Source organism: Aeromonas sp. 25-AL00135 (assembly GCF_054052385.1).
Map to the genome: position 1 here is coordinate 26,289 of NZ_JBSTYQ010000022.1, position 19,794 is coordinate 46,082.

Consider the following 19,794-nt stretch of genomic DNA (forward strand, 5'->3'; position numbering starts at 1 on the left):
ATGAAAAAGGGCTGACATCACTGTCAGCCCTTTGGCTATCCGGCCCGCTCGTCATTAACGCTCCGGTTTGGTCATCTCCCGCAGCAGCTGATCGATGCAGCCCACTACCTGCTCTGAGTTCTGCTCGATCTCGCGGTAGAGCGCCTCAGCCTCTTCATGCTTGTGCTGATTTTTCAGCTCGATAATCTGCTGGATCACCTGATGCAATCTGGCGTGGGGGGCGGCCATCGCCCTGAAGGCGGGTTGATCGCCGCAGCATGCCTGCCCTTCGCTGAAGTACCAGTGACCAAGGCGGCACTCCTTGTCACTGACCGCCTCGCTGCGCGACAGCCCCTCCTGCCCATCCAGATAGGCACGCACCCGGGTCTTCCAGCCCATATGAGCGGCGCGGGCGCGACTCAGCACCATCCGCACGTTGGAACCATCCTGGAACTGTCCGGCCAGATCCCCCAGCTTGTCCACCAGGGTCGCCACATGGCTGGCGATATGGGCGGTATCCCGCGCCACCAGCGTAGTGGCCTGGGAGATCTCGTGGACGCTGACGATATTGCGGGTGATCTCGTCGCTCACCGAGGATTGCTCCTCCGAAGCGGCGGCGATCTGGGTGTTCATGTCGCGAATGCTGTTGACCGCCCCCTTGATCCGGCCGAGGGCTTCCCCCGCCTGATTGGCCCGCTCCACCGACTCCCCCGCCCGCGAGACGCTGTGTTCGATCATGGTCACCGTGGTGCCCACCGCCCGCTGCAACTGCTCTATGGTGCCGCGGATCTCGGCGGTGGAGTGCTGGGTGCGCCCGGCCAGCGAGCGCACCTCGTCGGCCACCACCGCAAAACCGCGCCCCTGTTCACCGGCCCGGGCCGCCTCAATGGCGGCGTTGAGGGCCAGCAGATTGGTCTGCTCGGCGATGGACTGGATCACCGCAAGCACCGAGCCAATCTGCTCGCTGGCCTTGGCAACCTCTTTCACCGTGTTGCCCGCACTGGCGATCTCCTCCGCCAGCTGTTCGATCATGTTGACGCTCTGCTGCACCACCTCATCGCCGGTGACCGCCTGATTGTCCGCTTCGTTGGCCGCTTCGGCCGCCTGTGCCGTGTTGTTGGCCACCTCGTGTACCGTGCTGGTCATCTCGGTCATGGCGGTGGCGAGCTGGGTGGTCTGCTCCTGCTGGCGCGTCATGCTGCCAAGGTTGCCCGCCGCACTGCGCGACAGCCGCTCGCTCTCGCCAGCCAGTTCGCCCAGAGTGGCGGTGAGCTGGCTGATGGTGTCGCGGATCTTGGCAACAAAGCCATTGAACGCCGACCCGAGCCGGCGGATCTCCTCCGGCCCCGCCACCGGCAGCTTGCTGCCGAGATCGCCGGAGCCATTGGCCAGCGCCTCCAGCGCCTTGACGCTGTCGAGCAGCGGTCGATTGATGCGATTGAGTGCAAGCGCCATCACCATGGCAATCACCAGAGCCCCTACCAGAGAGATGATCGCCATCTGCCAGCCCTGACGCGCCAGATCGGCCGCGACCAGACTGTGATCCCGGGTCAACTCGATGATACCGACCGCCTTGCCGGAGTAATCGCGCAGGGGGGCCGCCATCACCAGCAAATCACTCCCCTGTTGCGTCATATTGACGAAACGTTCCTCACCGGCCAGTACCGGCTGATACCACTCCATCGCCTCACCAAGCCGGGATGTGCCAACCAGCGTCACCAGTTTGCCCTGCTCAAACAGATAGATGGCGAGCTGCACCTGCTTGTCCAGCAGTTGGCCAAACAGCTTTTCATCCAGGGCACGACCAAACTCCACCGAACCGACCGGCTGCCCGTTGAAGGTGACCGGCACGACCCCGCGCAAACCGGTACCAGCCACGCCAATCTCCAGCCCGCCAACGGCATGATGCTCGCGATTCACCTCAACCACAGTGGGGCGAATGGCAGAGAGGTCATCACCGTGTTTTTCAGGCTTGTGTACCCGATAGAGGGAAGTGGCTGGCGGCAAGTGGAACTGGAACTGCTCGATCCCCTGTGCCTTGATAGCGGGCCAGAGCGGATCAAACAGATTGGCGAGGGTCTGCCAATCCTTGTCGGCCACCGCCTTGGCTGCATCCGGCCGCTGGGCGATCAGAGTCGCCGCCAGCACGGTTTCATGGCTGGTGTTTTTGATCACCGCTTCCACGTTCTGGAGCTGGCTCCGCAGTGCAGCCTGCTCGGCCGCGAGCGCCCGCTGGCGATTTTCAAACAGATTAAAGGTAAGCAGCACCACGGCGAGCAATACGATGCCGCCAATTGCCAGCAGCGTGATCTGGTGACCCAGCTTGCGAGGGGGGAACATAAGACACCATCCTTGACAGTCATACCCAACCTACAGGATGGAACGGTTAAGTCGGGAGTCCATCAGAACTTAACCCTTTGTTGATATTGATCAAACGATTAACAGGCAAAATACGAGGTGGGTCAAACGGGGGGAATGTTTATCATATGGGCTGGAATTGGGTCTTAGTGCATACAACTGACAGTTTTCAGTCCAACACAACGATCACACTGCAAAATTTGGAGATCCCCCTTTAATCCCCCACCTTGGTTACCAAAGCACAACAAGGAGTTTTATTAAGGCTTCCAGCTGAAACGGTTCCGTTGGGAGCTTCATTGGTATACGATACAGGCCCCACAAAAAACATTAATAATCATAAACTTAATAAGGCTGTCATGACAAAGTATCACATTGTTGCTGTGACTATCGCAGCAAGCTTGACACTTGCGGGTTGTGCAAGCGAATCCTCCCGAACACTTGAAGTTGCCAAAGTGACCTCTTACCAGACCCAATACCAAGGCACTCGCAGCCCCATTTCTGTGGGCAAGTTTGATAATCGCTCAAGCTACATGCGCGGTATATTCTCCGATGGTAACGACCGCCTGGGTAGCCAGGCCAAGACAATCCTGATCACCCACCTGCAACAAACTGGCCGTTTCAGTGTTCTGGACAGAGCCAACATGGAAGAGTTGCAAGCGGAAGCAGGGCTCAAGAAAGAGACTCAGACGCTGAAAGGCGCCGATTACGTCGTCACAGGCGATGTCACTGAATTTGGTCGAAAAGCGGTGGGAGATCATCAGCTGTTTGGCATTCTCGGCAGGGGTAAATCGCAGATCGCCTATGCCAAAGTCAACCTCAACATCGTCGATGTCAAAACGTCAGAAGTTGTTTTCTCGTCACAAGGGGCAGGCGAATTCGAGCTTTCCAACCGCGAAGTTATCGGTTTTGGTGGCACGGCCGATTATGACTCCACACTCAATGGCAAGGTGCTCGACCTAGCGATTCGTGAAGCCGTAAACAATCTGGTCTCTGGCATCCAGAACGGTGCCTGGCAACCGGCTCGCTAAGGGGGAATCAATGAACAAAATGCGTCAAGGACTCTGTCTGGCTTTTGCCCTCTTCAGCTACGGTTGTGCGACTCCACCCAAGCCCCTGTACAACTGGGGTGAATATCAGGATTCTGTCTACCAGAACCTTGAAGAAAAAGATAACGGTGAACAGATCGATCGGCTTGAGAAAAACCTGCAAGAAGCCAATGGCAAAGGGGAAAAGGTGCCGCCCGGTTTCCATGCTCATCTGGCCATGCTTTATGCCCAGCAGGGGCGTGACAACCTCGCACTGGAACACTTCGAGAAAGAGAAGCAACTCTTCCCAGAATCAACCACTTTCATTAATTTTCTGCTCACCCAGAAGCAAGGAGCAGCCAAATGAAAAAGTTACTGATTTCCATCATGGGCTCACTGCTACTGGCTGGTTGCGCATCCCAACAAGCTGCGTATGACTACACAGCATTTCGGGAAAGTCACCCTACATCTATTCTGGTTTTGCCTCCCGTAAACCACAGTCCAGATGTTAAAGCCAGCAATAGCCTGCTCTCCCAGAGCACCATGCCACTGGCCGAGTCTGGCTATTATGTTTTCCCGGTCTCATTGACCAACGAAACCTTCCGTCAGAACGGCATGACTGTTGCGGAAGATATCCACTCTTTGCCCATCAGCAAACTGCATCAGATTTTTGGTGCTGATACCGCGCTCTATCTGGACATCACCGAATATGGCACCAGCTATATGGTGGTCTCGAGTGAAACAGCCGTGACAGCGAAAGCAAAATTGGTGGACCTGCGTAACGGCAAAACCATATGGGAAGGTACAGCCCGCGCTTCAAGCGCAGAGCAAAAGTCCAATGGTGGTGGTAGCCTGGTTGGCATGCTGGTCGTCGCCGTCGTTGACCAGATCACCAACACAGTGATGGACAAGGGCCATGATATCGCAGGGATAACCAGTTTCAGACTGCTAAGCGCAGGTATGCCTAATGGCATCCTGTATGGCCCCTACTCACCGAAATACAACACACAAAAATAACCATTCCTGCTTCTGACAGAAGTGAGGATAAGCAGAGTTGCTTGGGGAAAAACCTCTTGTACTCCAGCCTGCGAAAACAAAAACCCCCTCGTGACAGAGGGGGTTTTTCGTTTTGGCAACGGGTGCGGATTAACGCAGCGGTTTGACCGAGCGACGGACAATCAGCTCGGGCTGTACCGTCATCGACTCCACTTCCAGCTCCTTGTTGCGGATCCGGCTGACCAGATGCTTCACCGCCAGCTGGCCCAGTTCGGCCTTAGGGTGACGGATGGTGGTTAGCGGCGGGCTGGAGAAGCGCGCCATCTCCACATCGTCGTAGCCGATGATGGAGATATCGTCCGGTACCTTGATCCCGGCTTCCCAGGCAGCGCAGATGGCGCCGATCGCCATGGGATCGTCGAAGGCAAACACCGCGGTCGGGCGAGGCTGCAGGGTCAGGATGCGCTGCATGGCATCGAAACCGCTCTGGCTCTCGTAATCCCCTTCAAAGATCTGTTCATCTTTGAGGGTCAGACCGTGTTCGCCCAGCGCATCACGTACCCCGTCCAGTCGCTGCTGGGTGGTCGGCTTGGAGAGCTGGCCAGTGATGCAGACGATGTCGCGGTGCCCCAGCTCCAGCAGATGGCGTACGGCCATGCGGGCGCCGATGCGGGCGTTGTCGTTGATGACGTTGGCGAAATCGCACTCCGTTCCCCAATCCAGTACCACCTGCGGCACGTTCTTGTGGATGCGCAGCATGTCGCGCAACGGGGTGTCGATATCGGTACCCAATACCAGCAGGCCATCCACCCGTTTTTCCATCAGCATTCTCAGGTAATGCTGTTGGCGAGGCGGCTGGTTTTCGGTGTTGCAGAGGATCAGGCTGTAGCCCTGTTCGAAGCAGTACGCTTCAACCCCTTGCACCACTTCTGCGAAGAAGGGGTTTACGCTGGTGGTCACCAGCATACCAATGGTCTTGGTCGAATTTATTTTAAGACTGCGCGCTACCGAGTTGGGCGCGTAGTTGAGTTCTGCCACCGCCTCAATCACTTTCTGGGTCGCGTCTTCGCTGACCCGCCGAGTGTGGTTGAGCACATGTGAGACGGTGGAGATGGATACGCCTGCGCGCGAGGCGACATCCTTGATAGTGGCCATCTCTGTCTCCTGACTGTCAAAGGCGGAACATTAGCAGATTTCCCGAATAAAGGCTTGGTTTTAACGAGCTCTGCCACGGAATTGTCAATGCCGGCTAATTTAGGCGCTCATTTCTGTTTGCGCAAATGGATTCTGGTCAAAATGGGAGCGCTGTCAGAGTAAAATATCGCCAGATTAATCCTCTGGCGTTTGTCAGAATCGCCTCTCGTTACCAAGATGTTAAGTCAACAAATCAAAATTAAACTCTGATTAGATGAAAATAACAGGTCATTTATTTCAAAATTCATCCATCCAACCCCCTCTGGTTAGTATCTTTAACAGCTTGTTATTGCCCCGTGAGGAATGATAGAACCATACCTATAACCGGATGCACGGGATGTAGATCCGGAATGGCACACGGAAATGAAACAATCCACTGATTAAGGGACGAATCAATGCATAAGTTGAGCAAAATCACAGTTGGCGCAGCGGTTTCTTTGGCTCTGTTTGGATCGATCTCCATCGCCCACGCGGCAGACACCATCAAGATAGGTATCGCAGGCCCGGTCACCGGCCCGGTTGCCCAGTACGGGGACATGCAGTTCACCGGCGGCAAGATGGCGGTAGAGCAGATCAACAAGGCTGGCGGCATCAATGGCAAGCAGATCGAAGCGGTCGTCTATGACGATGCCTGCGATCCCAAACAGGCGGTGGCCGTTGCCAACAAGGTGGTGAACGACGGCGTCAAGTTCGTGGTCGGCCACCTCTGCTCCGACAACACCCTGCCCGCCTCCGACATCTATGAAGACGAGGGGATCCTGATGGTCACCCCCGCCTCCACCAACCCCAAGATCACCGAACGCGGTTACCAGCTGACCCTGCGCACCATCGGCCTGGATAGCGATCAGGGCCCGACTGCTGCCAAGTACATCATCGAGCAGGTCAAACCCCAGCGCGTCGCTGTCATCCACGACAAGAAGCAGTACGGTGAAGGGATCGCTTCCAGCGTCAAAGCCGCGCTCGACAAGGCTGGCGTGAAAGTGGTGGCCTTTGAAGGGATCACCGCCGGTGACAAGGACTTCTCCGCCCTGCTCGCCAAGCTGCAGAAAGAGAACGTCGATTTCGTCTACTACGGCGGCTATCACCCTGAGCTGGGTCTGATCCTGCGTCAGGCTGGCGAGAAGGGGCTGAAAGCCAAGTTCATGGGCCCGGAAGGGGTGGGTAACAAGGATATCTCCGCCATCGGTGGCCCGGCTTCCGAAGGCCTGCTGGTGACCCTGCCGAACAAATACGATCTGGTACCTGCCAACGCCCCGCTGGTCGCTGCGTTCAAGGCCAAGGGTCAGGACTCATCCGGCCCGTTCGTCTGGACTACCTATGCCGCGGTGCAAACCCTGGCAGCCGGTATCGCCAAGGCGGGTGAAGATGACCCGGCTGCCGTTGCCGCCGCCATCAAGGCCGCACCTATCGATACCGTAATGGGCCCCCTGACCTGGGCACCGAACGGTGACCTGAAAGGCTTCGAATTCGGTGTGTTCCAGTGGCACGCTGACGGTACTTCCAGCCAAGTCAAATAATCTGCCGATCGGGGGTGAGTACGCTCACCCCCTCCTCTCTTTGCGGGCAAGTACAGGGAACGCAGTATGTCCGAACACCTCCTCTATCTGGTTCAGCAACTGCTGAACGGATTAACCATAGGCAGCACCTATGCGTTGATCGCCATTGGCTACACCATGGTCTATGGCATCATCGGCATGATCAACTTCGCCCACGGCGAGGTGTACATGATCGGCTCCTATGTCGCTTTTATGGTGATGGCGGGGCTCATGATGATGGGCATCGACAGCACCTTTCTACTGCTGGGAGGCGCCTTCCTGGTCAGTATCATCATCACCGGCACCTATGGCTGGAGCATCGAGCGGGTCGCCTACCGGCCACTGCGCGGTGGCAACCGGCTGATCCCCCTCATCTCCGCCATCGGCATGTCGATCTTCCTGCAGAACATGATGCGGATGGCGCAGGGCTCGCGGGATATCGCCATGCCCAGCCTGATCTCCGGTGGCTGGACCCTGGGGGGTGAGGATGGCTTTCAGGCCAGCCTCTCCTATATGCAGCTGATCATCTTCGTGGTGACTTTCATCACCATGCTGGCGCTGACCCAGTTCATCGGCCGCTCCCGCATGGGCCGCGCCTGCCGCGCCTGTTCGGAAGATATCAAGATGGCCAACCTGCTGGGGATCGACACCCACGTGGTCATCTCCATCACCTTCGTGCTGGGGGCCGCGCTGGCCGCCGTCGCCGGGGTTCTGCTCGGCATGTATTACGGCGTCATCAACCCCTACCTCGGCTTTATGGCCGGTCTGAAGGCCTTCACTGCCGCAGTATTGGGCGGTATCGGCAGCATTCCGGGCGCCGTACTGGGCGGCCTGCTGCTGGGGGTGGTTGAAGCGCTCACCGCCGGTTATCTCAGCACCGAGTACAAGGATGTGATGGCGTTTGCCCTGCTCATTTTTGTGCTGCTCTTTATGCCCACTGGCATCCTGGGTCGTCCGGAAGTGGAGAAAGTGTGATGAAACATCAATTTATCCACGCCTGTATCGCCAGCCTGGTGTTGCTGGTGCTCTCCTTCTGGCTGCTCGGCTTCAAGCTGGAGACCGATGGCTCCAGCCTGCAGGTAGTGAGCCGCCTCGATGTGTCGCTGGCCTGGCTGCTGGGGGGAGCCACCATTGTTTTCTGGTTCCAGATGCTGCGCGGCCAGATTGCCAAGCTGTTTCAGGCCTCCATCAGCGGCTTCTCGGTCGGCTTCACCAAGCTGGTGCTGCCGAGCCCGGAAGAGGCACCCAAGCTCTATAACCTCACCGCCGTGCTGGTGCTGCTGTTTGCCGTCCTGTGGCCGTTTATGGCCTCTCGCGGCGCCATCGATCTCGCCACCCTCACCCTGATTTACATCATGCTGGGGCTGGGGCTGAACGTGGTGGTCGGCCTCGCCGGCCTGCTCGATCTCGGCTATGTCGGCTTCTACGCGGTCGGTGCCTACAGCTATGCCCTGCTCAACACCTACTTCGGACTGAGCTTCTGGGAGTGCCTGCCCATCGCCGGGCTAATGGCCGCCACCTTCGGCTTCCTGCTCGGTTTCCCGGTGCTGCGGCTGCGGGGGGACTATCTGGCCATCGTCACCCTGGGTTTTGGCGAGATCATCCGTATCCTGCTCAACAACATGACCACCCTGACCGGCGGCCCGAACGGGATCTCCGGCATTCCCAAGCCGACGCTGGGGGGGCTGGAGTTCAACCGCACCGTCAAGGATGGGGGCTTTGATACCTTCCACAACTTCTTCGGCATTACCTACAACGCCAACCACAAGGTGATCTTCCTCTACCTGATGGCGCTGGTGCTGGTGGTGGTGACCCTGTTCGTCATCAACCGCCTGCTGCGCATGCCCCTTGGCCGCGCCTGGGAAGCGCTGCGGGAAGACGAGATCGCCTGCAAATCGCTGGGGCTCAACCCCACCATTATCAAGCTGACCGCCTTCACCATAGGCGCCACCTTTGCCGGTTTCGCAGGCAGCTTCTTTGCCTCGCGGCAGGGCTTTATCAGCCCGGAATCCTTCGTCTTTATCGAGTCGGCCATAGTGCTGGCGATTGTGGTGCTGGGTGGTATGGGCTCGCAGATCGGGGTGGTGCTGGCTGCCATCGTGATGACGGTGCTGCCGGAGCTGGCCCGCGAATTCAACGAGTACCGCATGCTGATGTTCGGCCTCTTGATGGTGTTCATGATGATCTGGCGGCCACAGGGATTGCTGCCGATGACCCGTCCGCATCTGGAGTTGAAGAAATGAGTACACATCAGAAGTTAATGGAAGTCTCTGATCTGTCGATGCGCTTCGGGGGCCTGCTAGCCGTCAACGGGGTCAAACTGGATATCGACAAGGGCGAGGTGATCTCCATCATCGGCCCCAACGGCGCGGGCAAGACCACCATATTCAACTGCCTGACCGGCTTCTACAGCCCGAGCGGCGGCACCATCCGCTACAAGGGTGAGGAGATCCAGGGGCTGCCCGGCCACCTCATCGCCCGCAAGGGGATTGTGCGCACCTTCCAGCACGTGCGGCTGTTCAAGGAGATGACGGCGGTGGAGAACCTGCTGGTTGCCCAGCACCAGCACCTCAACACCAGCTTTATCGCCGGCCTGTTCAAGACCCCGGCCTTCCGCCGTGCCGAGCAGGAGGGGCTGGAGCGGGCCGCCTTCTGGCTGGATAAAGTGGGCCTCAAGGATCTTGCCAACCGCGCCGCCGGTAATCTGGCCTACGGTCAGCAGCGCCGGCTCGAGATCGCCCGCTGCATGGCGACCCGCCCCGAGCTGCTGATGCTGGACGAACCGGCCGCCGGTCTCAACCCGAAGGAGACCGACGAGCTGGATGAGCTGATCATGAGCCTGCGGGACGAATTCGGGGTCTCGGTGCTGCTGATCGAACACGATATGAAGCTGGTGATGGGCATCTCCAACCGCATCTTCGTGGTCAGCCAGGGCACCCCGCTGGCCCACGGCAAGCCGGATGAGATCCGCAACAACCCGGCAGTGATCAAGGCCTATCTGGGCGAGTCGTAAGGACAAAAAGATGTTAGAACTTCGCAACGTATCGACCCACTACGGCAAAATTCAGGCACTGCACGATGTCAGCGTCGAGGTGAAAGAGGGGGAAATCGTCACCCTGATCGGCGCCAACGGCGCAGGCAAGACCACCCTGCTGATGACCCTCTGCGGCGAGCCCAAGCCCAGCAGCGGCTCCATCTGGTTTGAGGGGGAACAGATCAGCTCCCTCACCACCGCCCGCATCATGCGCAAAGATATCGCCGTGGTGCCGGAGGGGCGTCGCATCTTCGCCCGCCTGACGGTGGAGGAGAACCTGCTGATGGGCGCCTTCTTCGTCGACAAGGCCGAGCAGCATGGCCTGCTGGATCAGGTGTTCACCCTGTTCCCGCGCCTGCATGAGCGACTGGAACAGCGGGCAGGCACCATGTCCGGCGGCGAGCAACAGATGCTGGCCATCGGCCGCGCCCTGATGAGCAAACCGCGCCTGCTGCTGCTGGATGAACCCTCGCTGGGGCTGGCCCCCATCGTCATCCAGCAGATCTTCGACACCATAGAGCAGCTGCGGCAGAAGGGGATGACCATCTTTCTGGTGGAGCAGAACGCCAACCAGGCGCTCAAGCTGGCCGACCGCGGCTATGTGCTGGAGAACGGCCACGTGGTGCTGCAAGACACGGGCGCCGCCCTGCTGGCCAACCCGGCAGTGCGGCAGGCCTATCTGGGCGGTTAACCCACTGACCCGCATGCCATATCAACAAGGGAGCCGCTGGCTCCCTTATCTTTTGTGGGGTTAGTTTGCGCCCAAGCTTGCGGTACACTGGCCCGTAATCAACCTATTCGCAGGACATCCCGATGGACCAGTTTGCCCATATCAATGCCCATGATGCCCACCAGAAACTGAGCGCGGGTGAAGCCCGTCTGGTGGATATTCGCGACCCGCAGTCCTTTGAAGCGGCCCACGCGGTCGGTGCCTTCCACCTCACCAACGGCACCCTGGTGCGCTTTATGAATGAAGTGGATTTCGATACCCCGGTCATCGTGATGTGCTACCACGGCAACAGCAGTCAGGGGGCGGCCCAATACCTGCTGCAACAGGGTTATGACGAGGTCTACAGTCTGGATGGCGGTTTCGAGGCGTGGCGCCGGGAGTTTCCTATCGAGGCAGGCGAGTCATGATCCAGCTGCTGGTGCTCGACAACGCCCGCATGGCACAGGCGCTGGTGGACTATCTGGCGACCCTGGGCATCTCCTGCGAGCTGACCCAGTCCGAGCTGGGGGTCACCATCTGGCTGGCGGACGAGCAACGCCTCGCTCAGGCCCAGCTGGAGGTGAAGCGTTTTCTGGCCGAGCCTGGCCACCCGCGCTACATGGAAGCCTCCTGGCAATCCGGCCGCGCCGATGCCCGCATCGACTACAGCAAGGGGATGACGGACCCCATCACCGATTTCCTTCATCAGGCGGGGCCACTGACGCTGGTGGTGATCATCGCCTGTCTCGCCATCTACGGGATCGAGGCCATCGGCCTGCCAATCTACGATGAACTGGCATTCCACCCGACGCTGGCCCAGTTCACCGACTGGCAGGTATGGCGTTATTTCACCCCCGCCCTGATCCACTTCTCGGTGCTCCATCTGGTGTTCAACTTGCTGTGGTGGTGGTATCTCGGCGGTCAGATCGAGCAGCGCCTTGGCAGCGGCAAGCTGCTGATCCTGCTGCTGGTGGGCGCCGCCCTGCCCAATATCGCCGAGTTCTTCGCCAGCGGCCCGCTGTTTGGCGGCCTCTCCGGCGTGGTCTATGCCCTGCTCGGCTACTGCTGGCTGCGCAGCAAGCTGCAACCGGCCTGTGGCCTGACTCTGCCACCGGCACTGATGGGCTTTATGCTGTTCTGGATGGTGCTCGGCTTCTTCGACATGCTCGGCACCAGCACCGCCAACATCGCCCACCTGACCGGTCTGCTGGTCGGCCTGCTGCAAGGCTGGCTGGATCGCAACCACCAGCCGACCTGATTTTTCAGCAGTTGCAGAAACGAGAACGCCGCCCCGAAGGGCGGCGTTTTTTTACGCGATAGGCAGTTACTGCTTGATCAGGGTGTCATCGGTTACCTTGACCGCCGCACCGCCACTCATAAAGAAGCTGGCGAACTGGGTCTGGATCTCGGTGGTGACCGCGCCAGCCTGATCGAAGTTCTCGTCAGGAGCCAGCAGCGAGCTATGGCCCCCTTTCAGGAAGCGCGCAGCATGGTGACCCGCCGGGAGCACGCCGGACCCTTTCAGCTCTTGCAAACCCAGCACCCGGATCAGCGGCTCGGTGCCACCCAGCGGCGCAGAGGCGATGCTGTTGGGGATCACCTGATCCGGCAAGCTGAGCGCACCATCGCCAACAATTTCGGTGGCGAACAGCGGGAAGCTCTTGGCGACGCCACTGCCCAGATTGATCGGGTCCGCAGAGTCCAGCACTGACTGGGCGGCAAAGGTATAGCTCTGCAAGGTGCTCGCCGCACCCGCCTGCGTGGCGGCATCCAGACTGGGCAGGAACTCGTTGACGAAGCAAGTGGCGGCAGCCGTTTTGCAATTCGGTGCATAGGCGGTAAAGCCCGCTTTCAGCGCCGGACTGCCCGAGGTGAGCACGCTCATCTTGATGGTCGGCCCGAAGCTCGGCGAGTTGAGCAACAACGGCGCGATGCCGCCACCCGGCATCGCCAGACCACCGGTATCGAACTTGAACAGGGCATCAGCCTGAGCACTGCCGGTGGTCTGGTTGGCGACAGCCAGCAGATTGGCCCCGGTAATGGCACCGAGTGAGTGACCGAGGAAGTGAACTTTCAGACCGGCACCACCCAATTGGCCACCCAGCCCCTTGGCATTGGCCAGGCCGACAGCCAGTCGCAGCCCCAGCAGATCCGCCACGCTCTGCTTCAGGTTGTCCCGCGCCACCGTCAGATAGCCCAGATTCAGGTAGGGAGTCGGGTTCTCGGAGGTGGTGACGGTATCCATGCTGCCGCTCAAGGCGTAGCCACGTTCGCCGTGCAGTGGGTGATCGATCACTACCACAGCGACGCTCTTGCTGGCTGTGGCACCGGCGCCGATTTGGCCCAGCGCCAGCGCATAGGCGTTCTCCTTGATGGAGGTAACCCCGTGCTGATAGATGATCACATCGGTGATGTTATTGAGCGGTGCGGCGGCGAAGATCCGCAGCGGTACCGATTGTACTTCGGTCAGGGTCGGCAACGGGTTGAAACGGCCGATATTGCGCTCGGCATCCAGCGGCTTGCCACCAGAGGTGAGGGTCACCCCGATCAGCTTGCTTGCCTCGGTCAGCAGTTCACTCTGACGGCTCGGGTCGGCTATCAGCTCACCCAGCAATGCCGGGTCCACACCCGCCCCGACCAGCCCACCGATCACCTCGGTATCGCCCGCTTTCAGCGCGTTGGCGATGGCATAGAGGCTGGGAATGGCGCCGTGCCAGGATTGGGTCTTGGCCTTGTCCCATGAACCAGCTATCGCCGGGGTAGAGAGGAAGTAAGGGAGCTTGACGGTGCCGGTATAAACCTTGGTCAGCTGGGCAACCCCGTTAAGCGGCGTACCAACACCAAAGGCGGCTGTCAGTGCATCTTTCTGATCCTGCGGCAAGAATGGCTCATTCGCCAGCTGGGTCAGAAAATCCACCCCGCCATTAAGACCGTTGATGGTATAGGTTGCTGGCAGGCTGGTGTTGCCCTTGGCATCCTGTTTCCACAGCACCGCGGCGTCCAGGCTCGGGCTCTTCAGCACCGAAGCGGCGGCACTTTTCACTGCCAGCAGCACATCGGCACCAGATTGGGTGGCAAACCAGTCGGAGAAGATCACCCGATCGCTGGTGATCCCGGTGGCCGCTTTGAACAGACCTTCCTGCAGCGAGATCAGGCCGTTGATGGTCTGCTCCTGAGTAGTTGCGCCAGCTGTCGATTTGAAGCTGCTGTAATCGCCTCCCGCCTTGAGCGGTGTGCCGCGACTGTCCTTGAGGGCATCGGTCGCCACTATCATGTAGTAAGAAGAGGGATTGAGCGGCTTGAGCGGAACCAGATTGAGCTTGCCGTCCCCGCCAGTGACCACAAAGTCGGTCCCATAAACCAGTGGCTTGCCGCCCTTGACTCCGTTGGGTTGCAGAGTGACCGGATCCAGCGTGAGCTCGAGCAGGTAGAGGGGCGCAACGGCAGAAGCATACTCGCTGGCCGCCGGTGCCGGCACAGAGACACCGGTCACGGTCGCCGGTACCAGCTGGACGGGTTGGGTGGTTGACCAGCCATCCAGGGTGGATAGGGCAGATACCGGGTTCGACAGATCAGCAGTTTCTGTCGAAAACTTCAGGGTACCGTCGCTAGCACGGGGGGCCAGCACGCTCGGGCGCACCCCGTTGGCACCACTCAGGACGTAGTCGAGGGAGCTGGTGGTGTCTCCCTTGTTGTCATCTCCACCACATCCGGCCAGCAGGGCGCTGACAACAGCTGCATAAATTAGCTTCTTCTTCATTTTTTATTCTCTTTTTATAAGGTTGTTATCCATCACAAGCCAACGGGGTCATCACGACCTCGACTGCAAAACGTTAACATAAAACCAACACCAAATAAGACTCATGCCGGACAGTTCTGGCTCAGCTTTGTGGTGCATGTCATGGTTTCAGGTTAACAAAGGGGCGCAAGGGTAGCAGTTGTAGCCCCATCACCAGACCCGACCAGCCAGCGGGCACCATCACGACTAAAAAGCCGCCGCGATCTCGGCAAAGTGAGGGAATTGTCGGTAGAATGTCCACCAACGCTTAAGGAGGACATCATGATCGACCCGAAGAAACTGGAAGAGATCGCCAAGCAGGTGCACAACTCCCTGCCGCCCGGCATTCGCAGCATGGGTGAAGAGGCCGAGAAGAAGATGCGTCAGGTACTGCAAGCCCAGCTGGGCAAGCTGGATCTGGTCAGCCGCGAAGAGTTCGACGTGCAGACCAAGGTGCTGCTGCGTACCCGTGAAAAACTGGCCGCCCTCGAAAGCAAGCTGGCTCAGCTCGAGCAGCAGCTCGGCGCCAAAGGCGAATAACAAAAACCCCAGCTCGGCTGGGGTTTTTGCTTTGTATTGAACCTGTAAAAAACATCACACCTGAAGCAGATACCAGGCCCGCTTGCCGCGTGCCTTGGCCTCATACATGGCACGGTCGGCCACCTCCAATGCCTGTCGGAAGCTCAATGGCTCCTCCCCCCAAAGGGCGATGCCGATACTCAGCCCCACCCGTTGCGGGCAACCGGGTTTGGGCACATAGCCGTGCATCCGGCTGATCAGGGCGTCGGCCAGTTGTGCCAGGCCATGGCTCGACACATCCCGATGCAGATGCACCACAAACTCGTCGCCGCCGTAACGGCCACATAGCGCCGAGCCAGGCATAATAAGGCGCAGCCAATCCGCCATCTGCTGCAACACCAGATCGCCGCAAGCGTGCCCCAGCTGGTCGTTGATCCCTTTGAAATCATCCAGATCGATAAAGAGCAGCGCCCCCGCCCCTTGCGGCTGTAGCTGGGCAAACGCCTTGCCAAACCCCTGCCGGTTGAGCAAGCCGGTCAGCGCGTCGCTGTTGGCGCGCTCCGCCAGTCGCTGCTCATAAGCCTTGCGCTGGGTGATATCGATATGGGAGCCCATGATCCGCAGCGGCTTGCCATATCCATCCCGATCGACGACCCGTCCCCTATCCCACAGCCAGGTGACCTCGCCTTGCGGATTGATGGTGCGGTATTCGGCTTCATAGAAGGGGGTTTTACCCTCAAGGTGGGCAAAGTAGCTGCCCATGGCATGGGCGCGATCGTCGGGATGGAGCTTGGCGCTCCACTGATCGAAATGAGGGGCCATGTCACCGGCCTGAAAGTTCTGCAGATTGAAGACTCGCAGCTCGCCGGTAGGAATAGTGCCCTGCCAGAGACAGATGCCGGTGCCATCGAGGGCGGCATTGAGCTTCTCCTGCAACAGACCGTTTGCATGCTGCAAAGCGGCGATTTCTGCCTGCAAACGGGCCATTTCACCGCCATGAGGGGACGGGATCTGCGTTGCGACCCGCTCGACAGAGCCGGTCTCTCCCCTGTCATCCTCCGCAGATGCCCTGCCCTCTTCACTCAACACTGCGCCTCCTTGTGCTTGCTCTATGGATGCTCTTGTCAATCCCCCACAAAGATGCCATCAGCTAGGCTCGATTAGTAGCCATTCATAGCCAAAATATTGAAAAATAATGGGATAACGCCGCAATAATCCAACCATTCGGTACGATCAGGCACTGCGGCAGCCACAAAAACAAAAGCCCCCGGCAAAACCGGGGGCTGCGTCATCCAGACGGGGATCCCGTCAGATAAATTCGTAGGCGTCACCGAAGATGCGCTCCGGCTCGGCGCCAAGGATCTTGAACTCCTCCCGCGCGGCACCCGCCATCTCGAAACGGCCGGCGACATAGATGTCGTAGTCGTGGAGACTGACGAAATCATCCATGATCGCCTTGTGCACCAGGCCGCTCTTGCCGGTCCAGTCAGCGTCAGGCTCCTGCACCACCGGGATAAAGGTGAGCGGCGCATAGTCACGCTCCCACTGCTGCATCTGCTCCAGCTCATAGAGCCAGTGAGCCTGACGCACCCCCCAGTAGAAGAACACCGGGCGCTTGCTGCCCGTGTCGATCAGGTACTCCAGGATGGAGCGGGCGTAAGAGAAACCGGTGCCGCCCGCCATCAGGATCAGTGGACGGGGGGATTCATCGCGCAGGAACGCCTTGCCAGCCGGCAATTCGACCTCGATCTCCCCCTGCTCGCGCATGCGGGCCAGCACCTGACCGGCGTAGGCGTTCTCGGGAGTGGCGCCGATCTGCAGCTCCAGCACGCCCGGGCGGGTCGGCGAGTTGGCGATGGAGAAGGGGCGCTTGTCCGAATCGCTCATCACCACCAGCAGATACTGGCCCGGCTTGAAGCTGATCGCTTGCTGCGGCGTCAGGGCCACATGCCAGATGGTGTCGACATATTCGCGCAGTTCCTCTACGCGGCATTTGATACGTTGCATTCTTGTCCTTGTGGCGGGCTCGCTCGGCCCGCTTCGCTCATTGTTTCACTATGGAGTGACGACCAGCAGCCCTGGCCCCGTCAGTCGAGAATACTCAAATCAGTGCGGATCGCATCACTTTTTGCAGCAAAGCTGTCATGTTTGCCTCATCCGAGGATATTGAGCTCATCCCAGATGGCATCGACCTTCTGCTTCACCGCCTCATCCTGAACTATGGGCTGACCCCACTCCCGATTGGTCTCGCCCGGCCACTTGTTGGTTGCATCCAGCCCCATTTTGGAGCCGAGGCCGGAGACCGGCGAGGCGAAGTCCAGATAGTCGATCGGGGTGTGCTCGATCAAGGTGGTGTCCCGTGCCGGGTCCATACGGGTGGTGATGGCCCAGATCACATCCTTCCAGTCGCGGGCGTTGACGTCGTCGTCACACACCACCACGAACTTGGTGTACATGAACTGACGCAGGAAGGACCAGACCCCCAGCATCACCCGCTTGGCATGGCCCGGGTAACGCTTCTTGATGGTCACCACCGCCATCCGGTAGGAGCACCCCTCCGGCGGAAGATAGAAGTCCACAATCTCGGGGAACTGCTTCTGCAGCAGCGGCACGAACACCTCGTTCAGCGCCAGACCCAGCACCGCCGGTTCATCGGGCGGACGGCCGGTGTAGGTGCTGTGATAGATAGCATCGCGCCGCTTGGTGATGTGGGTGATGGTGAAAACCGGGAACTCGTCCACCTCGTTGTAGTAGCCAGTGTGGTCGCCATAAGGACCTTCCGGCGCCATCTCACCCGGCTCAAGATAGCCTTCCAGCACGATCTCGGCGCTGGCGGGCACCTCCAGATCGCAGCTGATGGCCTTGATCACCTCGGTACGGCTGCCACGCAGCAGACCGGCAAAGGCATATTCGGAGAGAGTATCCGGCACAGGCGTCACCGCGCCGAGAATGGTCGCCGGATCGGCACCGAGTGCCACCACTACCGGGAATCGCTCACCGGGATGGGCCTCCTGCCACTCGCGAAAATCGATGGCACCGCCACGGTGATCGAGCCAGCGCATAATCAGCTTGTTTTTGGCGATCTTCTGCTGGCGATAGATGCCGAGGTTCTGCCGCTTCTTGTAGGGGCCGCGGGTGATGGTGAGGCCCCAGGTGACCAGTGGCGCCACATCGCCGGGCCAGCAGTGCTGGATCGGGATCTGGTCAAGATCGACCGCATCCCCCTCCTGCACCACCTGCTGACAGGGGGCGGATGAGAGTCGCTTGGTCGGCATGTTGAGCACCTGCTTGAAGATCGGCAGCTTCTCCATCAGCTCCTTGAATCCCTTGGGCGGCTCGGGCTCCTTGAGATAGGAGAGCCAGACCCCGACCTGACGCAAGGCGCCCACATCGGGCTGGCCCATGCCCATGGCAACCCGATCCGGGGTACCGAACAGGTTGGTCAGCACCGGCATGGTGTGGCCTTTGGGATTTTCGAACAGCAGAGCCGGGCCACCCGCACGCAGGGTGCGGTCGCTGATCTCGGTCATCTCCAGATAGGGATCTATCTCGCGGGTGATACGCTTGAGTTGTCCGTTTTGTTCCAGCTGCGCGATGAAATCACGCAAATCCTTGTATTTCATGCAAGTTCCCAACCGGGTTCAGGAGGTCACGCATTATAACCCTGGCTGCCCATCGGGTGTACCCGAATCGGGCAGCAGACTCGGTGCAATGGGTGGCATATCACGCTGGCCGAGGCGTCTGGCCAGCGCAGAGAGCAGTTGGGGCTCGTCAACCTCCATCAACAGACCGGCCACCAGCGCCCCGTATTGGCGGTTGGAGAGTTCCGCCAGCAGGTATTTCTGGGCTTGCGGCGGCAAGGGCGAGAGCGCGCTCAGCTGACGCAGGGCGGCCCCCTTCAACCCCTCGTTGCCACTGGCGGCAATCAGCAGATCACTTGCGGCACTGCCGTGATGAAAGCGGTTAATGGTGGAGAGTGCGCGCAGCGCATCCTGATCTGCCGGCCGCCGCCACAGCATGCTATAGAGCGCCGGTTCGCCGGTGCGCTGCAACAGATGGAACAACAGGTGATTGTCGGGCAGATAGATATTCTGGCTGGCCAGCGCTTGCGCCTCCCGCATCCAGATCGGTTGCGGCAAGGTGTCGAGGGCCAGCAACAGGGCTTGCTGCTGCATGGCGAGATCGGGGTTACTGCTGTGGTAGATGGACTTTAGCTGGAAGCTGCCCTGGGCAAGCTGCTGCCGATAGCGCTGCATCAGTGATTGCAGCTGCCACTCCCCCAGCAACTGGCGGGCGCGAGCGGCAAAATCATAGACAGGTTGCTGCACCAGAAAACCGTCGACCTGCTGCTCCATGAGCCACTCGGGTGCCTTGTCGGCCTGAGCCTCGACCCACTGTTGCAACGCAGGGGATGCAGGGGAGGTAGCGGGAATATCCCGCAGCAGCTGCAACAGCAGGAACTCCCGCCGCTCGCGACTCAGGGTCGCCAGCAGAGAGTCGATGGCTGCAAATTGCCCCTCCTGCAGACGGCCCGCCAGATAGCGCTGGTGAGTCTGCAACGTCTCGGCTGCCACCGCGATCGGAGCACTTTGCGCGCAGGCTGGCATTGCACTCAGCAACCCCAGCAATAACCAGAAAACAGGCTTCATGACGTCTCCATCCATGTG

At 59.5% G+C, this 19,794-nt stretch carries 18 protein-coding genes; 11 read left to right on the forward strand and 7 right to left on the reverse strand.

All coding sequences use genetic code 11. From position 1 onward, the window contains the following. Positions 1-54: 54 nt before the first annotated feature. Positions 55-2,319, reverse strand: a complete 2,265-nt coding sequence (locus ACW5XC_RS18125; RefSeq protein ID WP_042054675.1) for a methyl-accepting chemotaxis protein — start codon at positions 2,317-2,319, stop codon at positions 55-57. 374 nt (positions 2,320-2,693) lie between these two features. Here ACW5XC_RS18125 and ACW5XC_RS18130 point away from each other — a divergent pair, with 374 nt between their 5' ends. Genes ACW5XC_RS18130 through ACW5XC_RS18140 form a run of 3 tightly spaced genes read left to right on the forward strand, consistent with a single transcriptional unit; the run spans position 2,694 to position 4,379 of the window. After that, on the forward strand, positions 2,694-3,365 hold the full coding sequence (locus tag ACW5XC_RS18130) for a CsgG/HfaB family protein (RefSeq protein ID WP_042054701.1): 672 nt from the start codon (positions 2,694-2,696) through the stop codon (positions 3,363-3,365). Positions 3,366-3,375: 10 nt separating this feature from the next. Next, entirely contained in the window at positions 3,376-3,729 is a 354-nt protein-coding gene (locus tag ACW5XC_RS18135; protein ID WP_050498494.1) for a DUF4810 domain-containing protein, read from the forward strand. Next, positions 3,726-4,379, forward strand: a complete 654-nt coding sequence (locus ACW5XC_RS18140) for a DUF799 domain-containing protein (RefSeq protein ID WP_042054677.1) — start codon at positions 3,726-3,728, stop codon at positions 4,377-4,379. Before ACW5XC_RS18135 ends, ACW5XC_RS18140 begins: the two co-directional genes overlap by 4 nt. A 129-nt stretch (positions 4,380-4,508) precedes the next feature. Here the strand turns inward: ACW5XC_RS18140 and ACW5XC_RS18145 are convergent, their stop codons facing one another. After that, positions 4,509-5,513 (reverse strand): substrate-binding domain-containing protein, encoded by a 1,005-nt coding sequence (locus ACW5XC_RS18145; protein WP_042054678.1) that lies wholly within the window; start codon positions 5,511-5,513, stop codon positions 4,509-4,511. A gap of 434 nt (positions 5,514-5,947) precedes the next feature. On the opposite strand from ACW5XC_RS18145, the gene ACW5XC_RS18150 reads away from it, so the two are divergent. From ACW5XC_RS18150 to glpG, 7 genes are all read left to right on the forward strand, one after another. Then, the gene (locus ACW5XC_RS18150; RefSeq protein WP_042054680.1) at positions 5,948-7,069 is read left to right on the forward strand and encodes a branched-chain amino acid ABC transporter substrate-binding protein; all 1,122 of its coding nucleotides are present in this window, start codon (positions 5,948-5,950) and stop codon (positions 7,067-7,069) included. Between the two features lie 66 nt (positions 7,070-7,135). After that, positions 7,136-8,062, forward strand: coding sequence for a high-affinity branched-chain amino acid ABC transporter permease LivH (gene livH, locus ACW5XC_RS18155; protein ID WP_005339439.1), 927 nt, complete (start codon positions 7,136-7,138; stop codon positions 8,060-8,062). Beyond that, positions 8,062-9,330: a high-affinity branched-chain amino acid ABC transporter permease LivM gene (locus tag ACW5XC_RS18160; protein WP_042054681.1), complete on the forward strand. Its 1,269-nt coding sequence runs from the start codon at positions 8,062-8,064 to the stop codon at positions 9,328-9,330. The genes livH and ACW5XC_RS18160 overlap by 1 nt, the downstream gene beginning before the upstream one ends. After that, on the forward strand, positions 9,327-10,100 hold the full coding sequence (gene livG, locus ACW5XC_RS18165; RefSeq protein ID WP_005357323.1) for a high-affinity branched-chain amino acid ABC transporter ATP-binding protein LivG: 774 nt from the start codon (positions 9,327-9,329) through the stop codon (positions 10,098-10,100). Before ACW5XC_RS18160 ends, livG begins: the two co-directional genes overlap by 4 nt. Before the next feature lie 10 nt (positions 10,101-10,110). Then, positions 10,111-10,812 (forward strand): ABC transporter ATP-binding protein, encoded by a 702-nt coding sequence (locus ACW5XC_RS18170; RefSeq protein ID WP_005339433.1) that lies wholly within the window; start codon positions 10,111-10,113, stop codon positions 10,810-10,812. 122 nt (positions 10,813-10,934) lie between these two features. Next, positions 10,935-11,258: a thiosulfate sulfurtransferase GlpE gene (gene glpE, locus ACW5XC_RS18175; protein WP_042054682.1), complete on the forward strand. Its 324-nt coding sequence runs from the start codon at positions 10,935-10,937 to the stop codon at positions 11,256-11,258. Then, positions 11,255-12,088, forward strand: a complete 834-nt coding sequence (glpG, locus tag ACW5XC_RS18180) for a rhomboid family intramembrane serine protease GlpG (RefSeq protein WP_042054683.1) — start codon at positions 11,255-11,257, stop codon at positions 12,086-12,088. Before glpE ends, glpG begins: the two co-directional genes overlap by 4 nt. A gap of 66 nt (positions 12,089-12,154) precedes the next feature. Here glpG and ACW5XC_RS18185 read toward each other — a convergent pair whose 3' ends face one another. Continuing rightward, complete coding sequence (locus ACW5XC_RS18185; RefSeq protein ID WP_042054684.1) at positions 12,155-14,590, reverse strand: VolA/Pla-1 family phospholipase; 2,436 nt, start codon at positions 14,588-14,590, stop codon at positions 12,155-12,157. A gap of 300 nt (positions 14,591-14,890) precedes the next feature. On the opposite strand from ACW5XC_RS18185, the gene ubiK reads away from it, so the two are divergent. Continuing rightward, entirely contained in the window at positions 14,891-15,148 is a 258-nt protein-coding gene (ubiK, locus tag ACW5XC_RS18190; protein WP_005339429.1) for a ubiquinone biosynthesis accessory factor UbiK, read from the forward strand. Positions 15,149-15,202: 54 nt separating this feature from the next. Here the strand turns inward: ubiK and ACW5XC_RS18195 are convergent, their stop codons facing one another. The 4 genes from ACW5XC_RS18195 to ACW5XC_RS18210 all read right to left on the reverse strand — a co-directional run bounded on the left by ACW5XC_RS18195 (position 15,203) and on the right by ACW5XC_RS18210 (position 19,776). After that, positions 15,203-16,216, reverse strand: a complete 1,014-nt coding sequence (locus ACW5XC_RS18195) for a GGDEF domain-containing protein (RefSeq protein ID WP_042054685.1) — start codon at positions 16,214-16,216, stop codon at positions 15,203-15,205. A gap of 219 nt (positions 16,217-16,435) precedes the next feature. Continuing rightward, the gene (fre, locus tag ACW5XC_RS18200; protein ID WP_042054686.1) at positions 16,436-17,134 is read right to left on the reverse strand and encodes an NAD(P)H-flavin reductase; all 699 of its coding nucleotides are present in this window, start codon (positions 17,132-17,134) and stop codon (positions 16,436-16,438) included. Between the two features lie 146 nt (positions 17,135-17,280). Further along, positions 17,281-18,750 (reverse strand): 4-hydroxy-3-polyprenylbenzoate decarboxylase, encoded by a 1,470-nt coding sequence (gene ubiD / locus ACW5XC_RS18205; RefSeq protein WP_042054687.1) that lies wholly within the window; start codon positions 18,748-18,750, stop codon positions 17,281-17,283. A gap of 33 nt (positions 18,751-18,783) precedes the next feature. Next, positions 18,784-19,776: a hypothetical protein gene (locus tag ACW5XC_RS18210; protein WP_042054688.1), complete on the reverse strand. Its 993-nt coding sequence runs from the start codon at positions 19,774-19,776 to the stop codon at positions 18,784-18,786. Positions 19,777-19,794: the final 18 nt, after the last annotated feature.